Here is a 22,519-nt window from a genome sequence, read left to right as displayed (position 1 = left end):
AAAGGCGGCCATATGGCCGCCTTTTCGTTTGCCGCGCGGCAACGTCGCGTCTAATCCAGGAACTCGTCCCCTTCGGTGAGCGGCGCATACCGGTACGTCGCCGGCGTCCGGCTCAGCTTGACCGGCGCACCCAGCCCTTTGTAGCCACCCTCCATCTCCACCACCATCTCGCGGTGCTGCGTATGCGGATGCTGCAAGGCGTCGGCCACGGACAGCACCGGCGCGCAGGGCACGCCCGCGGCCACCAGCTCGTCGGCCAGCACCTTGCCATTGAACTCGCACAGCCTGGCTTCCAGTTCCGCCTTCAGCGCCACGCGGTTCACCGAGCGCGCGCCCGCCGTGGCATAGCGCTCGTCATCGGCCAGTGCAGGCAGCCGCAGGTGCTCGCACAGGATGCGGAACTGCCGGTCGTTGCCCACCGCCAGGAAGATCGGGTCGGTGGCGGTCGCCACCGTGTCGTACGGGTAGATGTTGGGATGCGCATTGCCGGTGCGCTGCGGCGTCTTGCCGCTCATGAACCAGTTGGCCGCATGCGGATGCAGCAGCGACAGGCCGGAGTCATAGAGCGCGGCCTCGACGAACTGGCCGCGCCCGCTGCGCGCGCGCTCCTGCAGTGCCAGCAGCACGCCGATCACGGCGTTCAGGCCGGTCACCATGTCCACCACCGGCAAACCCACGCGCAGCGGATCGCCATCGGCCTCGCCGTTGATGCTCATGATGCCGGACATGGCCTGGATGGCGGCGTCGTAGCCGGGCAGGCCGCCCAGCGGGCCATCCGCGCCGAAGCCGGACACGCGGCAATGGACCAGCCGCGGGAAGCGCGCGGACAGCGTGTCGTAGCCCAGCCCCCACTTCTCCATGGTGCCGGTCTTGAAGTTCTCGACCAGCACGTCGGCCTCGGCCAGCAGCGCAAGCAGGACTTCACGATCCGCCTCGGCGGTCAGGTCCAGCCGCATCACGCGCTTGTTGCGGTTCAGGCCGAAGTAGTAAGAGGCCACGCCGTCCTTGAACGGCGGCCCCCAGGTGCGGGTGTCGTCGCCCTGCGGCGGTTCGATCTTGAGCACGTCGGCGCCGTGGTCGCCCAGGATCTGGCCGCAGTACGGGCCGCCCAGGATGCGCGACAGGTCGACCACGCGGATGCCGGCGAGCGCGCCGGGGCTGGTTTGGGTCATGGCTGGTTTTCCTGTGCGGTTCAGTCAAGCTGGGCGCCGGACTTCTGCACCACGGCGCGCCACTTGCCGACCTCGGCCTTGACGAAGCCGCCAAGCTGCTCGGGCGTGGTCGACGGCGCGAACTCCAGGCCCTGCGCCTGCAGGGTCTTGCGCACCTCGGGCTGCTTGAGCGCATCGGCAAAGGCACGGTTGAGCTTGCCGATCACTTCGGGCGGCGTGCCGGCGGGCGCGACCACGCCGAAGAACACCGATACATCGAAACCTGGCACGCCCTGCTCGGCCACGGTCGGCACATCCGGCAGCGCCTGCGAGCGCGCCTTGGTGGTGACGCCCAGTGCGCGCACCTTGCCGCTCTTGATGAAGGGCATCGCGGTCAGCACATCGGTGAAGGTCATGCTGACCTGCCCGCCCAGCAGGTCGTTCAGCGCGGGACCGGTGCCCTTGTACGGGATGTGCTGGAAATCGGTGCCGGTGACGTTGTTGAACAGCACCCCCGCCAGGTGCGACGAGGCGCCGTTGCCGGACGAGGCATAGGTCAGCTTGCCCGGGTGCGCCTTGCCATAGGCGATCAACTCCGCGACGTTCTTCGCCGGCACGGACGGATTGACCACCAGTACATTGGGCAGCTGGCCGATCTGGATCACCGGCGCGAAGCTCTTGACCGGGTCGTAGTTGATCTTGCGGTACAGGCTGACGTTGATCGCCAGCGGCGCCGAGGTGCCGAACATCAGCGTGTAGCCGTCGGGCTCGGCGCGCGCCACCACCTCGGCACCGATGTTGCCGCCGGCGCCGGCGCGGTTTTCCACCACCACCGGCTGGCCAAGGCTGGTCTTGAGCGCAGCGGCAAGCGTGCGCGCCATGGCATCGGTGGGGCCGCCCGGCGGGTAGGTGACGACCATCATGATCGGCTTGGACGGAAAGTCCTTCTGCGCGAAGGCGGGGGCGATAAAGAGCGAGCAGGCGGCGATGGCCGCTACGCGGTGCCAGAGTTTCATGGCGTTGTCTCCTGGGTATAGGACGTCTCCCGCCTCGGGGCAGGATGGTTTTGCGGGGGATTGGTGCCGGACGTGGATCCGGTCAGAACACGTTGACCTGGTCGACCGCGCCGGCGGCACGCACGGTGCCGTCAACCGGCGCGACGGTCTCGGCCAGCCATTCGGGCTCGGCCTGCGCGGCCAGCGGGTCCTGCGGCAGCACGCGATGGCGCAGCACCAGCTGCGCCAGCCGCATGCGGCGCACCGAGCCGATGCGCCCGGCCTCCCAGGCCATCGCCACCGCGCTGGTGACGTGGTACAGCGCCGAGGCCGCCTGGCGCGCCAGCAGTTCGCCGTCGGCGCCGGCATCGGCGGCTTGCGCGGCCAGATTCGCAGCGGCGGCGATGGCGCGTTCGAACACGGCACGCGCCGCCGCATGCATCGGCGTATCGGCCAGCAGGCCAGCCAGGTGTGCCTGCAGCACCGGCAGCGCGCCTTCGCGGCGGACCGCCCGCAGCACGTCGAGCGCAACGATATTGCTGGTGCCCTCCCAGATCGAGCCAAGGTGGGCGTCGCGCACCAGGCGCGGATCACTCCATTCCTCGATATAGCCGCAGCCGCCGCGGATCTCCATGGCGTCGCCGGTGACCTTGCGCGCATCGCGGCAGGCGCGGAACTTGATCAGCGGCGTCAGGATGCGCATCAGCGGGTAGGCGTCGGCCTCGCCGGCATCTGCGCGGCGCAGCGCTTCGGCGGTCTGGAACACCATGGTGCGCGCCTGCTCGGTGGGCAGGGTCAGCTTGAGCAACTGGCGGCGCATCAGCGGCATGTCCTGCAGGCGCTTGCCGAACGCCTGGCGCTCGCGTGCGATGAACAGGCCCTCGGTCAGCGCGCGGCGCATCAGGCCGGCGGCGCGCACGCCGTTGGACAGGCGCGAGTTGTTGATCATGTCGGCCATCTGCACGAAGCCGCGGCCGGGTTCGCCGACCAGCCAGGCATGCGCGCCTTCCAGCCGGATCTCGCCGCTGGCCATCGAGCGCGTGCCCAGCTTGTCCTTCAGGCGGATGATACGGTAGTGGTTGTCGCTGCCATCGGCCAGCTTGCGCGGCAGCAGGAACAGCGACACGCCCTTGTGGCCCGGCACGGCGTTGCCGGCCTCATCCTCCACGCGCGCCAGCACCATCGCCAGCGCGGCATCGGGGTTGGAGCAGAACCACTTGTCGCCCAGCAGGCGCCAGCCGCCCTCGGCCGAAGCGTCGCGCACCGCGCGGGTGGCAGTGGCGGCGACGTCGGAGCCGGCGCCCTGCTCGGTCATGAACATCGCGCCCTGGTGCAGATCATCGAACACCTGGGTGGTCAGGTTGGGCAGGTAGCGCCCGACCAGCGCCGGGTCGCCGAACTTGCGCAGCGTGCGCGTCAGCGAATCGGTCATCGAGAGCGGGCAGCACAGGCCGAACTCGGCCTGCACAAACAGATATGTGAGTGCATACTTAGCCGCTGGCGGCATGGGCTTGTCCCAGCCCAGCACCCCGCCGCGGTGCGACGCCGCCGCCAGGCCGAATTCGGCAAAGGCCACGCGCTCCATCTCCACATAGGCCGGATGCTTGTCGATGCGCTGCGCATCCACGCCCGCGCGGGTACGGTAGGTGAGTTCGGGGGGATGGCGGTCGGCCACGCCGGCCAGTTCGTCGAGCACGCCGCCGGCCAGCGCACCCATGCGCTCCAGGTGCGGCAGCAGGTGGTTGAACAGGTCGGGCGGCAGGTAGAGCGGCAGCAGCGCGCGCAGGTCGGGGTCGGCGGCAAACAGGCTGCCGCCCTGGCGGTCCGGTACCGGGTGGGCAGCGGCCGGTGCGGCGCAAGGGGCTTGAAGTGTGGTGTCGCGCACGGCGCTGGATGGCATGGCGGGTCTCCTGGGATTGGACGGTGCCGGCTTGCGGCCCCTTTGACCTCCATTATTGAAACCCCAAGGATTCGCGTCTAATTCTAAAATTGGCTTGATCAATATGAATTCTGTATCGCCATGGAATTCCGCCACCTGCGTTACTTCCTCGTGCTGGCCGAGGAACTGCACTTCGGGCGTGCCGCGCGCCGGCTTGCCATTTCCCAGCCGCCGCTGTCGCTCAATATCCAGCAGCTGGAGGCCTCGGTCGGGGCGCGGCTGTTCGACCGCGACAGCCGCGGCGTGCGGCTGACCGCGGCCGGGCGGGCCTTCCGCGAATCGGCCACGGCGCTGCTGGCGCAGGCCGAGGCGGCGCGGGTGCTGGCACGCGAGATCGAGGCGGGCGCGATCGGGCGGCTGCGGGTGGGCTTTGTCGGCTCGATGCTGTATCGCGGCTTGCCACAAACGCTGCGCGCGTTCCAGGCGGCCTATCCCGGCATCCAGGTGGCGCTGACCGAGCTCAACTCGCAGGAGCAGATCGACGCGCTGCTGCACGACGAGCTCGACGTCGCCTTTATCCACACCGGCCGCGTGCCAGACACGCTGCAGGCTACGCTGGTGCACAGCGAGCCCTTTGTCTGCTGCCTGCCGGCCGACCATGCGCTGGCCGCGCTGCCGGAGTTGCCGCTGGCGGCATTGCGCGGCAAGCCGTTCGTGCTGTTCTCGCGCAAGGCCTCGCCGGACTACTACAGCCGCATCTTCGACATGTGCGCGGCGCAGGGCTTCTACCCGCAGATCCGGCATGAAGTCCGGCACTGGCTGTCGGTGGTGTCGCTGGTGTCGCAGGGAATGGGCGTGGCGGTGGTGCCGGCGGCGCTGGCGCGCTCCGGCATGGCCGGGGCCGCGTTCCGGCCACTGGCCGACTCGTCGGTACGCTCGGAGGTCTACTGCGCGTGGAAGACGGCGCCGGACCATCCGGCGCGCGACCATTTCGTCGGCATGGTGCGGGAGATGACAGCCGCCGCCCACGGCAGCCCCAAAGAAAAAGCCACCGGTCCATAGACCGATGGCTTGTGAAGTACGCGTGGAACGGGGTGTTCAGCGTGCTTGAAGCTTAACCCTGCCCGCTTACGGCATCCAATAACGCAAATGCAGTAATTGATTGGCGCTGCATGAGGCTGGTTGCATTCGGCTTCGCAAAGCCGAACTGTGCTGCATCAGGCTGAATTCATGCGCAGCCTTCTACACTTCTACCAGCGCCCTGCGGCACCGGTTGCGCGTGACGCCAGGCCCGGGAAACGTTGCCAAGGCCGCCCGCTCCCCCCAGCCACCCACAACTCGAACGGTTATCATTTGCCTCCTGCGGCGCAATGACGGCGGCAGCAGGCCGGCGTGCCCGCCCTTTGAGGGGCAACGCCATGCCTCAATTACGATACAATGAAAACGATTTTCATTTACACACCCCGGCGTGGTCGCGCTGACCGCTTGGCGGCAGACCGCGCCACGGACTGGAAGCATGATGCGGTTGTCTGAACTTCCACGGCGCACGCCCGCCGTTGTGCAATCGGTGGACGACGCCACCCCGGGAGACCCGGTCGCGCGCCGCCTGCGCGAACTGGGCTTCGTCCCCGGTGAAGCCGTACAGATCATCGCCTACGGCCCCTTCGGCATGGACCCGCTGGTGGCACAGGTAGGCTTCACCCGCTTTGCGCTGCGCCGCTCGGAAGCGGCACGCATCGGCGTAGCGGTCGCCAGCGCCTCGGTCACCAGCATCGCCCCCGCCACGCAGGGCGGCGACCAGACCGCCAAACCGTCCGCAAAACGGACTGCCTGAGCCTTCCCCCGGATTATGTCTGCAGCTCCTTCCACTTCCGCCCTGCGCATTGCGCTGGTCGGCAATCCCAATTGCGGCAAGACCGCACTGTTCAACCGCCTGACCGGCAGCCGCCAGAAGGTGGCCAACTATGCGGGCGTGACCGTCGAGCGCAAGGAAGGCTACTTCGTGTCGCCGGCCGGGCGCCAGGTGCGCATCCTGGACCTGCCGGGCGCCTACAGCCTGCACGCGGCCAGCCTCGATGAAGCCATCACGCGCGATGTCTGCCTGGGCAGGCGTGCCGGCGAGCAGCGCCCGGACCTGCTGGTGTCGGTGGTCGATGCGACCAACCTGCGCCTGCACCTGCGCTTCGTGCTGGAACTGCGCCGCCTGGGCCTGCCCATGGTGGTCGTGCTCAATATGAGCGACGCCGCCGCGCGGCGCGGCATCCAGATCGATCGCGACAAGCTGTCGGCCGCGCTGGGCGTGCCGGTGGTCAGCACCGTGGCGGTGAAGCGCGACGGCGCCGCGACACTGGTCAGCCTGCTTGACGACACCCTGCCGCCGGCCCCGCCGGTCACGCCGGAACCCGCCAACGACATTGACGTGCATGCCGAGGTCAACCGCCTGCTGGCGGCCGCGGTCAGCATGCCGGCGCGCACCGCCGCGCTGGATGACCGCCTCGACCGCATCGTGCTGCATCCGGTGATCGGCCTGCTGCTGCTGGCGCTGCTGCTGTTCCTGATGTTCCAGGCGGTGTTCTCGTGGGCCGAGCCGTTGATGGACGGCATCGAGGGCGGTGTGCACTGGGCCGGCGAGATGCTGGGCGCCTACCTGCCCGACGGCATGCTCAAGAGCCTGCTGGTCGACGGCCTGGTCGCAGGCCTGGGCAGCGTGGTGGTGTTCCTGCCGCAGATCCTGATCCTGTTTCTGTTCATCCTGACGCTGGAGGAATCCGGCTACCTGCCGCGCGCGGCCTTCCTGCTGGACCGCCTGATGATGGGCGCGGGGCTGTCGGGGCGCTCGTTTATCCCGTTGCTGTCCAGCTTTGCCTGCGCCATCCCCGGCATCATGGCCACGCGCACCATCCAGGACCCGCGCGACCGGCTCACCACCATCCTGGTGGCGCCGCTGATGACCTGCTCGGCACGGCTGCCGGTGTATGCGCTGCTGATCGGCGCCTTCATCCCCGAGCGCACCGTGATGGGCCTGTTCAACCTGCAGGGGCTGGTGCTGTTCGCGCTGTACGTGGCCGGCATCGTCAGCGCGCTGGTGGTGGCCTACGCGCTCAAGTTCTTCCGCCGCGACCGCACCGACCATCCGCTGCTGATGGAGCTGCCGTCGTACCGCATCCCCAATCCGCGCGATGTGGCCATCGGCCTGTGGGAGCGTGCCCGCATCTTCCTGTCGCGGGTGGGCAAGGTGATCCTGGCGCTGACGGTGCTGCTGTGGTTCCTGTCGACCTTCCCGTCCGCGCCCGTGGGCGCGACCGCGCCGGCCATCGACTACAGCTTTGCCGGCATGATCGGCCATGCGCTGCAGAAGGTGTTCGCACCGGTGGGCTTCAACTGGCAGATCTGCATTGCGCTGGTGCCGGGCCTGGCCGCGCGCGAAGTGGCCGTGGGCGCGCTGGCTACCGTCTATGCGCTGTCGGGCAGCGAAGAGACCGTGGCCACGCAGCTGGCGCCGATGATCGCCGCGCAATGGTCGCTGGCCACCGCGCTGTCGCTGCTGGCCTGGTACGTGTTCGCACCGCAGTGCATCTCCACGCTGGCAGTGATCCGGCGCGAGACCGACTCGTGGAAGGTGATGGCGCTGTCGGCGGCCTACCTGACCGGGCTGGCCTACCTGGCGGCCTTCGTGACCTACCGCGTCGCGCTGATGTTCAGCTGAGGCACCGCGCCGCCATGACCCTCTACCACGCCATCGAAACGCTGCTGGTCCCGCTGATCGTGCTGGCATGCGCGGTGTCGGTGATCGCGCGCTACGCGCCGCGCACGCGCGAGCGCGTCAAGGCGGCGCTGGCCGCGCGCCTGGGCGGCGGCGCCGCCACCGGCTGGCGTGCCCGGCTGGTGCGCTGGCTGGCCCCGAAAGCCGCAGCGGGCTGCGCCAGCGGCTGCGACGACGGCGGCTGCAATACCTGCGGATCCAACACCGCCGGCACCACCTCCGGCACGCAGGACAAGCCTGCCGAACAGGTGATTCGCTTCGTGCCCAAGCGCTGAACGGCGCGATTTCCTCCTCCACAGATCTACGCAGAAACGGGTACGCCCGCTGCTTCCGCCCGGCGCGGAGGCAGCGCTTTGCGCTCGCCTGCAAGCTGTCCAGCGGCGATAAAACGTGCCTGGAAGGGCTGGCACTTTCGCACGCAGAAACGGGTACGCTTTGCGCACTGGCTTGCCTGGTGCGCATATAGGGGACGTCCCGCAAAGGCAGGCTCAGCCTTGTCCCGACGCCTATGCTGGCCTGCCCCGGCAGCACCTGAAACGCTTGGCGCCGGTCACGCAGAAACGGGTACGCTTTGCCGGCATCCCTCCCTACGGCCGCTTGTTTGCCCACAAAGCGAAACGCCCTCCGGATGGAGGGCGTTTCGCCAGGCGCGGGAACCTGCTGCTTACTTGACCGTACCGTAGAAGACCAGCTTCAGCGGCGTATTGTCGGCGACGGCATTACAGGTCACGGTAAGAGTGAAGTCGCCCTGCGCTGTGCCAGTGACGTTCTTCTGATGATCCGCAACGCCAGGCGACAACTCCACCGGGCCGGTGCTGGTCCACGCCCAGTTGATGCACGCGGTGTACTGCGCATCGTCGCCAAGGTGCTTCATGCGCGCGGTCACCGGGATACTCATCGGCGGCATCAGCAGCAGCGTCATCGGATCCTGGTTGTCGCCAACCAGCGCCCAGACCGGGTTCTCGGTCACCGTCAGCGTGGCGCTGCGGCGTTCGCCGAGCCTGGTGCTGACAGCCGTCACCGTCAGGCTGCTCTGGACCGGACCCTTGTCGTTGGCCAGGCTGGTGCTGACCGTGGCGTCATGCGTACCCGCCGCGTCCGATGCGGACAGCGTGGCCGAGGTCGCCGTGTAGGTCCAGGCGCCGTCGAACTCCGCGGTCACGTCCTGGCCATCGTGGCGCAGCACACGCGAGGTGAAGGTTTCCGGACGGTTGCTGAAGACCTGCAGCGCATTCACCTCGCGGCCGCCCTTGGTTGTCACCACGCGATAGGCGGCGGCGCCGTTCTTCTGCACTGTCACCGCGATCAGCCCGGCAATGGCATGCCCGTCCGGTGAGGTCACCGATACCGAGACACTGGCCGTGGCCACGGCAGTGGGTGAGCTGTTGCTCGCCTTCAGCGTGGCGCTGTTCTGGCTGGCAGTGACCTGGACCGCGGAGCCGCTGCTGGACCATGCCCAGCTGTTGACGCTGGCGGATACATCGGCGCCGTTGCTGTCGACCAGCGATACCTTGACCGGCAGCGTCTGCCCGTCGCTCATCGACAGGCTGCTGTTCGGGATCGACAGGCTGTAGCTCAGCGCCGAGGCCGGCACCACGGTGATGGTGGCGGATTGCGCGGGCAGCTGCACCGTGGTGTTGTCGGCGCCCTTGACGCTCGCCACCACCTGGACGGTGGTCGTCCCGGTTGCAATGCCCTTGACCACGGCGCTGCCCGGCGTGGTGGCACTCGGCTCCACGGTGGCAATGCCGCTGTCGGTACTGGTCCAGTTGAAGGTGGTGTTGCCGGAGACGTCGATGCCGTTGCTGTCCACTGCCAGCGCGCTGATGGTGATCGTGCGGCCGACGCCGACCTCGCCCGAGGTCACGCTCATCTTCACCGTATAGGTCAGCGGCGTGGAACCGCCTGCGTTTGGCGTGGCGGGCGTGCTCGAACCACCGCCGCCACCGCACGCTGCCAGCAGCATGGTCATGGCAGCGCCCGCCAGCCAGGATGCCCACGTTCTCAGTCTCATGATGTTCCCCCCAGTCATGTGTTTTTTCCCGCGCTACCAGCCTAGGCACAAAGGTGCCAGCGCAATACCGGCCAGAGGACTGAGGCGCAGCGCACAGAGCATGCGCGTGATTCATCCTTTCAGCGCAGCGGCACCGCCATTCGGGCGAGGCAAACATGACCGGCAGGGTCCCGGCCGCAACCTGGCCCCAGCCGTTTGGCGCAACCCGCGCATGGCAGTCCCCCGATCGGGCCACGTTCGCACCCGGCGCTCCCCCACGCTTGACCGGGGCCGGCCTTGTCGACTAACCTTTGCCAGTCATCCGGCTCCTGCCGGATGCGCACCAACCACGAGCGGCCCCGGCCCTCCTCCTCCAGGCACGATGAACCGTTACACCAGCACACTCAGCCAGGCTGCCGATGCGTCCCGCATCGCTGCCCGCGCGCGCGTGCTGGCTGCCCTGGCATCGGGCCGCGCCCTGCGCGCTTCCTCGCTACTGCTAAGCCTATCGACCGGTTGCCGGGCCTAGTGCCCCGTGGCAGTTCGGCAGCCTTTCGCCACCGTTTCTTCCGTTTTTCCTTTACTTCCCTTAGCGAGGAAGGAGACCCCGTATGCTCAGCAATCCCGCCACCAAGTACCACCCCGCCGCCACCGTCGACATCCCTGACCGCACCTGGCCCGCCCGCACCATCACGCGCGCACCGCGCTGGATGAGCACCGACCTGCGCGACGGCAACCAGGCCCTGATCGAGCCGATGAACCCGGCGCGCAAGCTGCGCTTCTTCGAGCAGCTGGTGAAAATCGGCCTGAAGGAAATCGAAGTGGCGTTCCCCGCCGCCTCGCAGACCGATTTCGACTTCGTGCGCATGCTGATCGAGGAGCAGCGCATCCCCGAAGACGTCAACATCGTGGTGCTGACGCAATCGCGCGAAGACCTGATCCGCCGCACCGTCGAGTCCGTGCGCGGCGCAGCGCGGGCCACGGTGCACCTGTACAACCCGATCGCGCCAGCCTGGCGGCGCATCGTCTTCAATGCCTCGCGGGAAGAGATCAAGGAGGTCGCGGTCTCGGGCACGCGCCTGATCAGGTCGCTGACCGATGCCATGCCTGGCACGGCATGGGCCTATGAATATTCGCCCGAGACTTTCAGCCTGGCCGAGCTCGACTTCTCGCTGGAAGTCAGCGACGCCGTCTCTGCCGCCTGGCAGGCCGGCCCGGACCGGCCCATGATCCTGAACCTGCCGACCACGGTCGAATGCAGCACGCCCAACGTGTTCGCCGACCAGGTCGAATGGATGCACCGCCGCCTGGCACGGCGCGAACACATCGCGCTGTCAGTGCACCCGCACAACGACCGCGGCACCGCGGTGGCCGCCGCGGAGCTGGCGCTGATGGCGGGCGCGGACCGCGTCGAAGGCTGCCTGTTCGGCAACGGCGAGCGCACCGGCAATGTCGACCTGGTGACGCTGGCGCTCAACCTCTATACGCAGGGCGTGGCACCCGGGCTGGACTTCTCCGATATCGACGCGGTGCGCCAGTGCGTTGAGCACTGCAACCAGCTGCCGGTGCATCCGCGCCACCCGTATGTGGGCGACCTGGTATTCACCGCGTTCTCGGGCTCGCACCAGGATGCGATCCGCAAGGGCTTTGCACAGCAGCAGCCGGACGGCATCTGGGAAGTGCCCTACCTGCCGATCGACCCGGCCGACCTGGGCCGCAGCTATGACGCGGTGATCCGCGTCAACAGCCAGTCCGGCAAGGGCGGCATGGCCTACCTGCTGGAGCAGGTGCATGGCATCTACATGCCGCGCCGCCTGCAGATCGAATTCAGCCGCGCGGTGCAGGCCATGACCGACGACACCGGGCTCGAGGCGAGTGCCGATGATCTTCATGGTTTGTTCCAGCGCGAGTACCTCGCGCAGCAGACACCGCTGCACTATGTATCGCACCAGCTGGTGTCTGACAGCGGCGGCGCCACGGAGATCGAAGTGCAGATGGTGCGCGACGGCAAGCCGTGCAGCGTGCGCGGCACCGGCAACGGGCCCATCGATGCCTTCGTCAATGCGCTGGACTTGCCGGTACGCGTGATGGATTACCACGAGCATGCGATGAGCGCCGGCGCGGATGCACGCGCGGCCTGCTACGTGGAAGTGCGCGTGGGCGATTCGCCGACGGGGTTCGGCGCCGGCATCGACGCCAACCTGGTCACGGCATCGCTGCGCGCGGTGATCTCGGGCGTGAACCGGCACCTGCAGGCCGGCTTTGGCGCGGCGCAGGCCCCGCAGTCCGCCGAGGCCGCCGACGCCTGACACCGCAAGCCGCCGCAAGAAAACCGGTGTGCCCCGCCCCCACGGGGCACACCCGGAAAGACGCCCTTGCGGACGCCCACGACATGCTCGGTGCCGATCCGCACACGCTGCATGCGTGCTCGGATCTTTCGCACAGCGTAAGGGGCAGCATCGCACCGCGCCACGAATAATTCCGCATGTGTTTAGAAGCGTCGGCGCAGCTGGCACACCACGGCGCCTTCCTCGCTGTAGCGCCTGCGCGACGCAGCCAGCCCACGTTCCCTTCTACTTGTCTTGGGTCAAAGCCCAACCCGGCCTGCTCGGCCAAACTGGGTCCGGATTTGATACCAGACCAAGCAGAACCTCATGAAAACACTCTCTCTCCGCACCCGGGTCACCTGTTCCGCCATCGCCGCCTGCGCCATGCTCGGCGCCTTCGCCACCCCTGCCGCCGCCGCGGACGATGCCCAGGGCAACTGGATGGTGCGCCTGCGCGGCACCTATCTCGACATGGCCAACAGCTCCGACCCCGTCGGCGGCGTCGGCCCGTCGGACCGCATCACGGTCAACAACAAGTGGATTCCCGAGTTCGACGTCACCTACTTCTTCACGCCGAACATCGCCGCCGAACTGGTGCTGACAGTGCCGCAGAAGCAGGACGTCTACCTGGACGGCAACAAGGTCGGCACCTTCAAGCATCTGCCGCCGACGCTGCTGGTGCAGTACCACTTCATCCCCAACGGCACCTTCCGCCCGTATATCGGCGCGGGCCTGAACTTCACCCGCATCTGGGGCGCGGACATCGCCAACAACTCGCTGCAGCTCGATAGCTGGAGCGTCGGTCCCGCGCTGCAGATCGGCATGGACTACAAGCTGACCAAAAACTGGTTTCTCAACGCCGACATCAAGAAGATCTGGCTGTCGAGCGATGTGAAGGCGGGGGATGTCAAGGTATCCAAGGTGAACCTGGATCCGTGGCTGTTCAGCATGGGGGTGGGTTACCGCTTCTGATCGGGATCCGACTGGCAAGAAGGGCCGGCAACGCCGGCCCTTCTTGCATTGGCGCACGGCACGTCACGCCGTCCTCAAGTTGCGCCGGGTGGCGGCGACTGCCGCCGTTCGCGTTTCCACGCCGAGCTTCTCGTAGATGTGTTCCAGGTGCTTGTTCACCGTGCGCGGGCTCATGCCGAGGATGTCGGCGATATCGCGATTGGTCTTGCCGCGCGCCACCCAGGCCATCACCTCGGCCTCGCGCAGTGTCAGGGCCGGGCCGGCCGGGGCCAGACCGCTGCACGACAGTTCCACCACGACCACGTCGCCCGCCTCGCCTGTCAACCGGCGCAGGTGAAGACTATCAGCGCCAGTTTCCGCTTCGCTGCAGAGGCGGAACACCGCGTCGCGCAGCGCGGGAGGCAGTACCGCGCCGGCAATCGCTACCGGCCATCCCTGGGCCTGCAGCAAGGCTGACGCGCTGCCGTTTATCCACAGGAGCCGGCCGTCGATGCCGGCCGCGAGCATCGGCACCGTGCTGCCGAATACGGCCTCCCGTGCGCTGCGCGCCAGCCGTGCCTTGCCCGCATGAGACCGCACGCGCGCCACCACCTCGGCAATCGCCACCGGTTTGGTCACGTAGTCGCATGCGCCGACTTCGAAACCGCGCACGATATGACCGGTATCGCCAAGTCCGGTCATGAAGATCACCGGCAGGTCCGCGTGGCGGTCCAGCAGCGCCGTGCAGGCGGCAAAGCCGTCCATGCCCGGCATGTCCACGTCCAGCAGCACCGCATCCGGCGCGAAGGACGTCAGCGCATCCAGTGCCGCGTTGCCGTTCGCGGCGGTGTGGACCAGCATGGCTTCGCCACCCAGCGCGCGCGTCAGGAAGCCGCACGCGTCGGCATCGTCGTCGACCACCAGTACGCGGGTCTCGATCGTCGGCAACGGGCGAAAGGTGTCAGGTTCGGGATGCATGGAGCGCCTCGCCAAGTGATGCGGTCAGGGCAGTGCCATCGGTCCGCGCGAGCGCCAGCATCTGCAGTGCCCACGTGGCCACGGCGCCGCCGCCTTCCGCCAGTTCTGAAAGCTGGGCCTCCAGCGCGCGCAGCCGGCCGGTGGCGCCCAGTTGCAGCAGCTCACGCAACAGGTCCGGCGCCGGGGTGAGCGCAGGCTGCGGCTGCGTCAGCGCGCGTCGGACCATCTCGACCAGTTCGCGCTCACGCACCGGCTTGCTGACGAATCCCAGATAGCCGTGCAGCGCGCGCGCTTCTTCCGTGTTTTCGTGCGCGTTGGCGGAGACGATCACCACTTGCGGCGCATTGGCTTCGGCGCGGATCTGGCGGCACAGGTCCCAACCCGATGCATCGGGCAGGTTCAGGTCGAGCAGCACCAGGTGCGGACGCCACTGGCACAGCGCCGGGAGCACGCCGGCGCCATCCCCCGCCTCATGCACGGCCAGCCCGTGCGGCGCCAGGAAGCCGCGCAGCACCGCCCGATGGGCCCTGCGGTCGTCGACGATCAGCACGCGCGCTCCCGCCGGCATTGGCGGCGCGGGCGCCCGCTGCGGGCACGTCACCGCCGCGGCCACGGTCGGGAGATAGAGCCGCACGGAGAACTCGCTGCCTTGGCCCGGTGCGCTGCGCACGCGGATGTCTCCACCCATCAGGTCTGCCAGCAGGCGCACAATGGCCAGGCCCAGGCCGATGCCTTCGCGATCGTCATGCGGCGTGGCGCGTTCAAACGGATCGAAGATGCGCGCCTGGTCTTCCGCGGCAATGCCAGGACCCGTATCGCTGACCGTGATCATTGCCAGTTCGCGCTGGTGGCGCACGGTCAGCGACACGTCGCCGTGGTCCGTAAATTTGATGGCATTGGTGACAAGGTTGATGATGATCTGGCGCAAGCGCTTGGCGTCGCCATGCACGTGCGCCGGCAGCTTGCCGGTCACGCGATAGTGGAACGCCAGCCCGCGCGCCGCTGCCAGTGGCCGGAACATGCGGACGAGTTCGTCCAGCAGGTCTTCCAGCGCCACCGCATCCTGTTCCAGCCGCAGCTTGCCCGCCTCGATGCGCGACAGCTCCAGCAGGCCGTCGACAAGGCTCGACAGGTGCTCGCCGGCGCGGCCGATGGTCCGCACGTCCTCGCGGCATGCGGCGGGCAGCGCCGGCGTGCGCAGCAGCAACTGCGAGTAGCCAAGGATCGAATTGAGGCCCGCGCGCATCTCATGGCTCATGCCGGTGATGAAGCGGCTCTTGGCCAGGTTGGCCTGCTCGGCGACTTCCTTGGCGCTTTGCAGCAGCGCATCGGTACGGCGGTGGGCGTCGATTTCCTTCTGCAGCAACTGGTTCTGGCGCTCCGACTCTTCCTGCGCCACCGCCCGGCTCTCATTGGCCAGCACCAGCCACCACGCGGCCACGGCAGCTAACAGCACCAGGCCGGCTCCGATCTTCAGGAACAGGCTGGCACGGGGCGCGGCAGCCAGCACCACCGGGCCGGACAGTTGCTCCTGCGTATAGAGCAGCCACAGCAAGGTGCCGAAGGCAAACACCATCCCCGCCAGCATCAGGCCGAACTTGCCGATCCGGCGGGCCATGACTGGTGGCGTGCCGGCCGGCAGCACGCGCGTGAGCGCAGTGGCGATCTGTTCCTGTGCGCTGGCGCCCGGTTTACACCGGTCGCCGCAGCGCGCGTCGAGCGTGCAGCAGAGCGAGCAGATCGGGCCGCGATAGGCCGGGCAGGCTGCCACGTCCTCCTTCTCGAACGGATTGCGGCAGATCGCGCAACGGATCACGGCGTGGCGCCGGCCAAAATCGACCGGCGTGCGCGCAACGAAATAGCGGCTGTGCGTGGCGATGGCGATCAACGGTGGCAACACGATCGCCAGCAGAAGTCCCACACCAACCGACGCCGGTCGCAGCCTGTCGCCAAACACCCCCAGGTGGACCAGCATCGACAAGGCCGAGGCCAGCATCATCGCGCCGAAGCCGGCCGGATTGATATCGAACAGGTAGGCGCGCCGGAACTCGATGTCCTTGGGAGAAAGCCCGAGCGGCTTGCTGATGACGAGGTCGCCACAGATCGCGCCGACCCACGCAACGGCCAGGTGGGCATAAAGCGCCAGTACCTGCTCCATGGCCTCGAACACGCCCATCACCATCAGCATTACGGCGATCAGCACATTGAACGCCAGCCACACCACACGGCCCGGGTGACTGTGCGTGAGCCGCGCGAACACGTTCGACCACGCCAGCGAGCCCGCATAGGCATTGGTGATATTGATCTTGGTCTGCGAGATGAGGACAAACAGTCCCGTCAGCACCACCGCGACCCATCCCGGCCAGCTCCCGCCGAGTCCGTGTGCAAAGCCAGCCAGGTACATCTGAGTGGGCTCCAGCGCATGGGCAATCGGCAGTTCCGACTGCAGCACCACAAAGGCGAGGAACGCACCCCCTGCCATCTTCGCTGCTCCCGGCACGATCCAGCCCGGGCCGGCCGCGATCAGCGCGCTCCACCAGCGCACGCGGTTGCGCTGCGTCAGCGGCGGCATGAAGCGCAGGAAGTCCACCTGCTCGCCGATCTGGGCGATCAGCGCAGCCGCCACGGTGGCCGCGGCCCCGAATGCCTGCCACGAGAAGCCATCGCCATCGGCCAGCCGGCCGTTCAGGGACAGGAATTCCGCATAGCGGTGCGGCTCGCGCCAGAGGATCAGTGCGTAGGGCAGCACCAGCAGTGCCAGCCACACCGGCTGCGTCCACAGCTGGATGCGCGACAGCAGCGTCACGCCATGGGTGACCAGCGGGATGACGACAATGGCCGACAACAGGTAGCCGACAGGCCGTGGCAGGCCGAACAGCAGCTCGAAGGCCTGCGCCATGATGGCGGCCTCGAGCGCGAAGAAGATGAAGGTAAAGCTCGCATAGATCAGCGAAGTGATCGTCGAACCCAGGTAGCCGAAGCCGGCACCGCGCGCCAGCAAGTCTATGTCGAGTCCGTGGCGGGCCGCGTAGTAGGAAATCGGCAGGCCGGTCAGGAAAATCACCAGGCTTGCCGCGCCGATGGCCCACATCGCGTTGGTAAAGCCGTAGCTCAGCGTGATGGCGGCGCCGATGGCCTCTAGCGCGAGGAAAGCAACTGCACCAAAAGCGGTATTGGCCACGCGGAAGGCGCTCCATTTTCGGAACGACTTTGGTGCAAAGCGCAGGGCGTAGTCCTCAAGGGTCTCGTCGGCCACCCAGCGGTTGTAGTCGCGCCGGATCTTGCTGATGCGCTGGACTGGCTGGCTGGCGCTCGACATGGTTGGAAGGGCCGGGGGCACCTGGCAGGGAGTGATGCCGCGCTGATGCAAGAGCCATGCCGTGAGGCGACATGCCATTGCCGGTTGCGAAGGCCGCCGCCACACTCTCCCCCGCGTACGTTGAATGACGTATGGCCGCCAGTGTGGCGACGCAGCATGATCGGCCCGCAGGAGTGCTTTGACCAAGACGGATCAGCCAATCTCACCTCGCCTCCAAGGAGCGTCGATCATGCGTGACAAAGACAGTAGCGGTTCCCCTTCCACACCCGACGGCGGCGCGGTCTCGCTGCCGCGCCGTCGCCTGATGCAGGGACTGGCCGCCCTGCCCGCGCTGCCGCTGGCCGGCATGGCGGCGCAGGCCCATGGCGCCAGCCTGCCCACCGCCACGGTCAATACCACCAGGCTGGCCGTGACCGATACCGAAGTCACCGTCGGCCAGCTGCACTCGGCCACGGGCACCATGGCAATTTCGGAAACCGGCTCGATCCAGGCCGAACAACTTGCCATCGACCAGATCAACGCGGCGGGCGGCATCCTGGGCCGCAAGGTCCGGGTGATCAAGGAGGACGGCGCCTCCGACTGGCCGACCTTTGCCGAGAAATCGCGCAAGCTCCTCGTCAATGACCGCGTCGCGGCCGTGTTCGGCTGCTGGACTTCAGCCTCGCGCAAGGCGGTGCTGCCGGTCTTCGAGAAAGAGAACGGCCTGCTCTACTACCCCACGTTCTACGAGGGGCTTGAGCAATCCAAGAACGTGATCTACACGGGCCAGGAGGCCACGCAGCAGATCATCTGGGGGCTGGACTGGGCCGCGAAGCAGAAGAACGCCAAAAGCTTCTTCCTGATCGGCTCCGATTACATCTGGCCGCGCACGTCGAACAAGATCGCGCGCAAGCATATCGAGAACTTCCTGAAGCTGAAGGTGGTGGGCGAGGAATACTACCCGCTGGGGCATACCAACTTCAACTCGCTGATCAACAAGATCAAGGTGGCCAGGCCGGACTGCATCTACGCGATCGTGGTGGGCGGCTCCAACGTGGCCTTCTACAAGCAGTTGAAGGCTGCCGGCATCACCGCCGACAAGCAGTTCCTGCTGACCATCTCGGTCACGGAGGACGAAGTGCTCGGCATCGGCGGCGAGAACATCGCCGGCTTCTATGCCGCCATGAAGTACTTCCAGTCGCTGAACAACGCCAACAACAAGCAGTTCGTCGATGCCTTCAAGGCCAGATACGGCGGCAAGGCCGTGATCGGCGACGTCACCCAGGCCGCGTACCTGGGCCCGTGGCTGTGGAAGGCCGCCGTCGAGAAGGCCGGCAGCTTCGATATCGACAAGGTCGTGGCGGCGTCGCCCGGCATCGAGCTGAAAACCGCGCCGGAAGGCTACGTCAAGGTCGACACCAACCATCACCTGTGGAGCAGGACGCGGGTGGGCCTGGCGCAGCTTGACGGCCAGTTCAAGGTGGTGGCCGAATCTCCGCAGCTGATTCCGCCCAACCCGTTCCCGAAGGGCTACCAGTAAGCGCTTTGCCGTACCGGCGCCGGCAGGCGCCTTCCTGATCCGATGACCGCCGGAGCCGTCTTCCATGAATCTGTCCGACATGCTGAACATTGCCCTGATGCAGGGCTTTGCCGGGCTGAGCCTGTTCTCGGTGCTGCTGCTGATGGCGCTGGGCCTGGCCATCATCTTCGGCCAGATGGGTGTCATCAACATGGCCCATGGCGAGTTCATGGCCATCGGCGCCTACACGATCTTCCTGGCATCCACCACGGTCGAGCGCCTGGCGCCGGCGTGGATGCCCCATTACTTCCCCGTGGCCATTTGCGCCGCGTTTGCCATTGCCTTCAGTGCCGGCTGGCTGGCCGAATGGGCGCTGATCCGGCACCTCTACAAGCGGCCGCTGGATACGCTGCTGGCCACCTGGGGGCTGTCGCTCGGCATGCAGCAGGCATTCCGTTCGACCTTCGGCCCCAAGGAAGTCAGCCCGACGCTGCCCGACTGGCTGATGGGTTCGTGGGCGCCTGCCCCCGGCCTCGATATCCCGATCAACGGCCTGTTCGTGATGGCGCTGACGCTGTGCGTGGCCGGGCTGGTCTGGCTGGCGCTGTACCGCTCGCGCTGGGGGCTGCGCGTGCGCGCCACCACCGCCAACCGGGCCATGGCCAACGCCGCCGGCATCAACACGCGCCGCACCGACCGGCTGACGTTTGCCATCGGCTGCGGCATCGCCGGCGTGGCTGGCGCGGCCTTCACGACGATCGGCTCCACGGGACCGACCAGCGGCTCGCTCTACCTCGTCGACGCCTTCCTCGTGGTCACGTTCGGCGGCGCAGCCAGCCTCGCCGGCACGGTGGCGTCGGCCTTCGGCATCGCGCAGACGCAGTCGATCACGGAATTCTTCATGACGGGGTCAATGGCACGCGTGCTGACGCTGCTGCTGATCGTAACGATCCTGATGATCCGCCCGCAAGGCCTGTTCGCCCCGGCGGTGCGTCGCTGAACCATTGCCAAGGAGCCCGACCATGTGCCCTTCGAAATCCATCCTGCCCCTGCTGCAGCGGCTGCGCGCCGGCGGCGAATGGGCCGGCTACGCACTGCTTGCGCTGGTGCTGCTGGTGGCCATGCCGCTGGCGCTGGACGTGTTCCGCCTGAACCTGGTCGGCAAGTATCTCAGCTACGCCTTCGTGGCCGTGGGCCTGGTCATGCTGTGGGGCTACGGCGGCGTGCTGAGCCTCGGGCAAGGCGTGTTCTTCGGCCTCGGCGGCTACGCCATGGCCATGTTCCTGAAGCTCGAAGCATCCGACCCCAGGAGCACGGCGATCCAGTCCACGCCGGGCATTCCCGACTTCATGGACTGGAACCAGCTGAGCGCGCTGCCGTGGTGGTGGGAGCCGTTCCGGCACCTGCCGTTCGCGATGGCCGGCGTGGTCGCGATCCCGGTGCTGCTGGCCTTCGTAGTCAGCTTCGCCATGTTCCGGCGTCGCGTCAGCGGGGTCTACTTCGCGATCATCACCCAGGCGGTGGCGCTGATCCTGTCGGTGCTGATCATCGGCCAGCAAGGCTATACCGGCGGCGTCAATGGCATTACCGACCTCAAGACGATGCTCGGCTGGGACATCCGCACGGACAGCGCCAGGCTCAATCTCTACTTCGTCAACGTGGCTCTGCTGTTCGGCGCCGTCGCCCTGTGCCGCTGGATCCAGCGCAGCAAGCTTGGCGTGCTGCTGCTGGCCATGCGCGACAAAGAGGATCGCGTGCGCTTCTCCGGCTACGACGTGGCGATGTTCAAGGTGTTCGTGTTCTGCCTGGCCGCCGCGCTTTCCGCCATCGGCGGCGCCATGTTCACGCTGCAGGTCGGCTTCATGTCGCCATCGTTCGTCGGCATCGTGCCGTCGATCGAAATGGTGATCTTCGCGGCCGTGGGCGGGCGCATGAGCCTGGTGGGCGCGGTCTGGGGCACCTTGCTGGTCAATGCCGGCAAGACCTATTTCTCCGAGAGTTTCCCGGATCTCTGGCTGTTCCTGATGGCGGCGCTGTTCATCGGCGTGGTGGTGGCCTTCCCTGACGGGCTGGCCGGCCTCTACCGCAAGTACCTGGCGCGCCGGCGTGCCGACGATCCGCCCGCGCCGGCCGAGCGCATCCCGGCCACGACGGCCTGACCCGCGAGGCAGACACCATGAGCAATACCGACTTCATGCTGGCAGTGGAAGATCTGACGGTCTCGTTCGATGGCTTCAAGGCCATCGACAACCTCACGCTCTATGTCGACCGCAACGAGCTGCGCGTGATCATCGGCCCGAACGGTGCCGGCAAGACCACGCTGCTGGACCTGGTGTGCGGCAAGACCCGCGCCAGCGGCGGCAGCATCAAGTTTGCCAACCGCGAGCTGACGGGCCTGCCCGAGTACCAGATCGTACGCGCCGGTGTAGGCCGCAAGTTCCAGACGCCATCGATCTACGAGAACCTGAGTGTGTTCCAGAACCTGGCGGTATCGTTCCCGCGCGGACGCGGCGTGCTGGGCGCCCTGGCTTTTCGCGCCACCGTCGAGGTCCGCCAGCGCGTGGCCGAGGTGGCCGCGGAGATTGGCCTGGCCGATGCGCTGGAGCACGAGGCCGCGCAACTGTCGCATGGCCAGAAGCAGTGGCTGGAGATCGGCATGCTGCTGATGCAAGAGCCCAGGTTGCTGATGCTTGACGAGCCGATTGCCGGCATGAGCGTGCGCGAGCGCGAACAGACCGCCGAACTGCTCACACGCGTCAGCAAGGGCCGCGCCGTGATCGTCATCGAGCACGACATGGACTTCGTCAAGCAGATCGCCGACAAGGTCACCGTGATGCACCAGGGAAAGATCCTGGCCGAGGGTTCGATGACCCAGGTGCAGAACGACCCGCGCGTGATCGACGTCTACCTGGGCCATTGACGCGGCCACCTGCTACCGACGGAGAATCTCACATGCTCACAGTCGACAACGTGGTCGTGAACTATGGCCAGAGCGAGGCACTGCACGGCGTTTCGTTTGCCGCCGCGCAGGGCGAAACGGTGGCCATCATGGGCCGCAACGGCATGGGCAAGACCACGCTGTTCAAGGCGATGATCGGCATGCTGCCGGTGCGCTCGGGCCAGGTCTACATCGATGGCAGGGATGTCGCCCGCGACGAGAGCTATCGCCGCGTGCGCGCGGGCCTGGGCTATGTGCCGCAGGGGCGCATGATCTTCTCGCACCTGAGCGTCGAGGAAAACATCCTCACCGGCATGGCGCAGGGAAAGCGCCGGCGCATCCCCGAGGAGATCTTCGCGATGTTCCCGGTGCTGTTCGACATGCGCCGGCGCAAGGGCGGCAACCTGTCCGGCGGCCAGCAGCAGCAGCTGGCGATCGCGCGGGCGCTGGTGGCCGATCCCAAGGTGCTGCTGCTCGACGAGCCCACCGAAGGCATCCAGCCGTCGATCATCAAGGACATCGCCCGCGCGCTGGACGAGATCCGCCGCACGCGCGACATCACGATCGTGTTTTCCGAGCAGGTGCTGAGCTTTGCGCTGGACGTGGCAGACCGGCTGCTGGTCATCGAAGGCGGCCGCTTCGTACACGAGACGCAGCGCAACAGCACGGATGTGGACCACATCCGGCAACTGCTGTCGGTCTGAACCGGTTTCAACTCCCCCATCCC

The 22,519-nt window shown here is 67.2% G+C and carries 17 protein-coding genes; 11 read left to right on the top strand and 6 right to left on the bottom strand.

Going from position 1 to position 22,519, the window contains the following annotated elements:
* Positions 1-50 precede the first annotated feature (50 nt).
* The 3 genes from AC3WQZ_RS13115 to AC3WQZ_RS13105 form a co-directional block, all read right to left on the bottom strand.
* A complete protein-coding gene (locus AC3WQZ_RS13115) occupies positions 51-1,172 on the bottom strand; it encodes a CaiB/BaiF CoA transferase family protein (protein ID WP_492300695.1) in 1,122 nt (373 codons plus the stop codon).
* A 20-nt stretch (positions 1,173-1,192) separates the two neighbouring features.
* On the bottom strand, positions 1,193-2,167 hold the full coding sequence (locus AC3WQZ_RS13110) for a Bug family tripartite tricarboxylate transporter substrate binding protein (protein ID WP_010814065.1): 975 nt from the start codon (positions 2,165-2,167) through the stop codon (positions 1,193-1,195).
* A gap of 82 nt (positions 2,168-2,249) precedes the next feature.
* Positions 2,250-4,046, bottom strand: a complete 1,797-nt coding sequence (locus AC3WQZ_RS13105; RefSeq protein ID WP_492300693.1) for an acyl-CoA dehydrogenase family protein — start codon at positions 4,044-4,046, stop codon at positions 2,250-2,252.
* 120 nt (positions 4,047-4,166) lie between these two features.
* Here AC3WQZ_RS13105 and AC3WQZ_RS13100 point away from each other — a divergent pair, with 120 nt between their 5' ends.
* The 4 genes from AC3WQZ_RS13100 (at position 4,167) to AC3WQZ_RS13085 (ending at position 8,063) form a co-directional block, all read left to right on the top strand.
* Positions 4,167-5,087: a LysR family transcriptional regulator gene (locus tag AC3WQZ_RS13100; protein ID WP_439669568.1), complete on the top strand. Its 921-nt coding sequence runs from the start codon at positions 4,167-4,169 to the stop codon at positions 5,085-5,087.
* Positions 5,088-5,544: 457 nt separating this feature from the next.
* Positions 5,545-5,859, top strand: a complete 315-nt coding sequence (locus AC3WQZ_RS13095) for a FeoA family protein (protein WP_041687895.1) — start codon at positions 5,545-5,547, stop codon at positions 5,857-5,859.
* Between the two features lie 15 nt (positions 5,860-5,874).
* On the top strand, positions 5,875-7,731 hold the full coding sequence (gene feoB, locus AC3WQZ_RS13090) for a ferrous iron transport protein B (protein WP_492300691.1): 1,857 nt from the start codon (positions 5,875-5,877) through the stop codon (positions 7,729-7,731).
* Between the two features lie 14 nt (positions 7,732-7,745).
* Complete coding sequence (locus AC3WQZ_RS13085) at positions 7,746-8,063, top strand: DUF6587 family protein (protein ID WP_010814070.1); 318 nt, start codon at positions 7,746-7,748, stop codon at positions 8,061-8,063.
* Between the two features lie 389 nt (positions 8,064-8,452).
* On the opposite strand, the gene AC3WQZ_RS13080 is transcribed toward AC3WQZ_RS13085, so the two are convergent.
* On the bottom strand, positions 8,453-9,802 hold the full coding sequence (locus AC3WQZ_RS13080; RefSeq protein WP_492300689.1) for a hypothetical protein: 1,350 nt from the start codon (positions 9,800-9,802) through the stop codon (positions 8,453-8,455).
* 590 nt (positions 9,803-10,392) lie between these two features.
* Here AC3WQZ_RS13080 and leuA point away from each other — a divergent pair.
* Both leuA and AC3WQZ_RS13070 read left to right on the top strand, forming a co-directional pair.
* A complete protein-coding gene (leuA, locus tag AC3WQZ_RS13075) occupies positions 10,393-12,090 on the top strand; it encodes a 2-isopropylmalate synthase (RefSeq protein ID WP_492300687.1) in 1,698 nt (565 codons plus the stop codon).
* Between the two features lie 345 nt (positions 12,091-12,435).
* Positions 12,436-13,080 carry an OmpW/AlkL family protein gene (locus AC3WQZ_RS13070; protein WP_011616341.1) on the top strand — a complete coding sequence of 215 codons (645 nt, stop codon included), beginning with the start codon at positions 12,436-12,438 and terminating at the stop codon, positions 13,078-13,080.
* A 63-nt stretch (positions 13,081-13,143) separates the two neighbouring features.
* Here the strand turns inward: AC3WQZ_RS13070 and AC3WQZ_RS13065 are convergent, their stop codons facing one another.
* Positions 13,144-14,037 carry a response regulator transcription factor gene (locus AC3WQZ_RS13065; RefSeq protein WP_010814074.1) on the bottom strand — a complete coding sequence of 298 codons (894 nt, stop codon included), beginning with the start codon at positions 14,035-14,037 and terminating at the stop codon, positions 13,144-13,146.
* A complete protein-coding gene (locus AC3WQZ_RS13060; RefSeq protein ID WP_492300686.1) occupies positions 14,021-17,356 on the bottom strand; it encodes a hybrid sensor histidine kinase/response regulator in 3,336 nt (1,111 codons plus the stop codon). Before AC3WQZ_RS13060 ends, AC3WQZ_RS13065 begins: the two co-directional genes overlap by 17 nt.
* 229 nt (positions 17,357-17,585) lie before the next feature.
* Between AC3WQZ_RS13060 and urtA the strand changes: the two genes are divergently transcribed.
* The 5 genes from urtA to urtE all read left to right on the top strand — a co-directional run bounded on the left by urtA (position 17,586) and on the right by urtE (position 22,496).
* Positions 17,586-18,875, top strand: a complete 1,290-nt coding sequence (gene urtA / locus AC3WQZ_RS13055) for an urea ABC transporter substrate-binding protein (RefSeq protein ID WP_011616338.1) — start codon at positions 17,586-17,588, stop codon at positions 18,873-18,875.
* 64 nt (positions 18,876-18,939) lie between these two features.
* Complete coding sequence (gene urtB / locus AC3WQZ_RS13050; RefSeq protein WP_010814077.1) at positions 18,940-19,854, top strand: urea ABC transporter permease subunit UrtB; 915 nt, start codon at positions 18,940-18,942, stop codon at positions 19,852-19,854.
* Between the two features lie 22 nt (positions 19,855-19,876).
* Entirely contained in the window at positions 19,877-21,013 is a 1,137-nt protein-coding gene (gene urtC / locus AC3WQZ_RS13045) for an urea ABC transporter permease subunit UrtC (protein WP_010814078.1), read from the top strand.
* A 17-nt stretch (positions 21,014-21,030) separates the two neighbouring features.
* Complete coding sequence (urtD, locus tag AC3WQZ_RS13040; RefSeq protein WP_492300684.1) at positions 21,031-21,774, top strand: urea ABC transporter ATP-binding protein UrtD; 744 nt, start codon at positions 21,031-21,033, stop codon at positions 21,772-21,774.
* Positions 21,775-21,806: 32 nt separating this feature from the next.
* Positions 21,807-22,496: an urea ABC transporter ATP-binding subunit UrtE gene (gene urtE / locus AC3WQZ_RS13035; protein WP_010814080.1), complete on the top strand. Its 690-nt coding sequence runs from the start codon at positions 21,807-21,809 to the stop codon at positions 22,494-22,496.
* Positions 22,497-22,519: the final 23 nt, after the last annotated feature.

This window comes from Cupriavidus sp. FW305-26 (assembly GCF_058787975.1).
Note: the sequence above shows the minus strand (reverse complement) of the source record. Positions and strands in the feature narration are given on the sequence as shown.

Excerpts from the sequence above, each read along its gene's own strand:
- AC3WQZ_RS13115 (WP_492300695.1), bottom strand. The coding sequence starts at position 1,172 with ATGACCCAAACCAGCCCCGGCGCGCTCGCCGGCATCCGCGTGGTCGAC.
- AC3WQZ_RS13110 (WP_010814065.1), bottom strand. The coding sequence starts at position 2,167 with ATGAAACTCTGGCACCGCGTAGCGGCCATCGCCGCCTGCTCGCTCTTT.
- AC3WQZ_RS13105 (WP_492300693.1), bottom strand. The coding sequence starts at position 4,046 with ATGCCATCCAGCGCCGTGCGCGACACCACACTTCAAGCCCCTTGCGCC.
- AC3WQZ_RS13100 (WP_439669568.1), top strand. The coding sequence starts at position 4,167 with ATGGAATTCCGCCACCTGCGTTACTTCCTCGTGCTGGCCGAGGAACTG.
- AC3WQZ_RS13095 (WP_041687895.1), top strand. The coding sequence starts at position 5,545 with ATGCGGTTGTCTGAACTTCCACGGCGCACGCCCGCCGTTGTGCAATCG.
- feoB (WP_492300691.1), top strand. The coding sequence starts at position 5,875 with ATGTCTGCAGCTCCTTCCACTTCCGCCCTGCGCATTGCGCTGGTCGGC.
- AC3WQZ_RS13085 (WP_010814070.1), top strand. The coding sequence starts at position 7,746 with ATGACCCTCTACCACGCCATCGAAACGCTGCTGGTCCCGCTGATCGTG.
- AC3WQZ_RS13080 (WP_492300689.1), bottom strand. The coding sequence starts at position 9,802 with ATGAGACTGAGAACGTGGGCATCCTGGCTGGCGGGCGCTGCCATGACC.
- leuA (WP_492300687.1), top strand. The coding sequence starts at position 10,393 with ATGCTCAGCAATCCCGCCACCAAGTACCACCCCGCCGCCACCGTCGAC.
- AC3WQZ_RS13070 (WP_011616341.1), top strand. The coding sequence starts at position 12,436 with ATGAAAACACTCTCTCTCCGCACCCGGGTCACCTGTTCCGCCATCGCC.
- AC3WQZ_RS13065 (WP_010814074.1), bottom strand. The coding sequence starts at position 14,037 with ATGCATCCCGAACCTGACACCTTTCGCCCGTTGCCGACGATCGAGACC.
- AC3WQZ_RS13060 (WP_492300686.1), bottom strand. The coding sequence starts at position 17,356 with ATGTCGAGCGCCAGCCAGCCAGTCCAGCGCATCAGCAAGATCCGGCGC.
- urtA (WP_011616338.1), top strand. The coding sequence starts at position 17,586 with ATGCGTGACAAAGACAGTAGCGGTTCCCCTTCCACACCCGACGGCGGC.
- urtB (WP_010814077.1), top strand. The coding sequence starts at position 18,940 with ATGAATCTGTCCGACATGCTGAACATTGCCCTGATGCAGGGCTTTGCC.
- urtC (WP_010814078.1), top strand. The coding sequence starts at position 19,877 with ATGTGCCCTTCGAAATCCATCCTGCCCCTGCTGCAGCGGCTGCGCGCC.
- urtD (WP_492300684.1), top strand. The coding sequence starts at position 21,031 with ATGAGCAATACCGACTTCATGCTGGCAGTGGAAGATCTGACGGTCTCG.
- urtE (WP_010814080.1), top strand. The coding sequence starts at position 21,807 with ATGCTCACAGTCGACAACGTGGTCGTGAACTATGGCCAGAGCGAGGCA.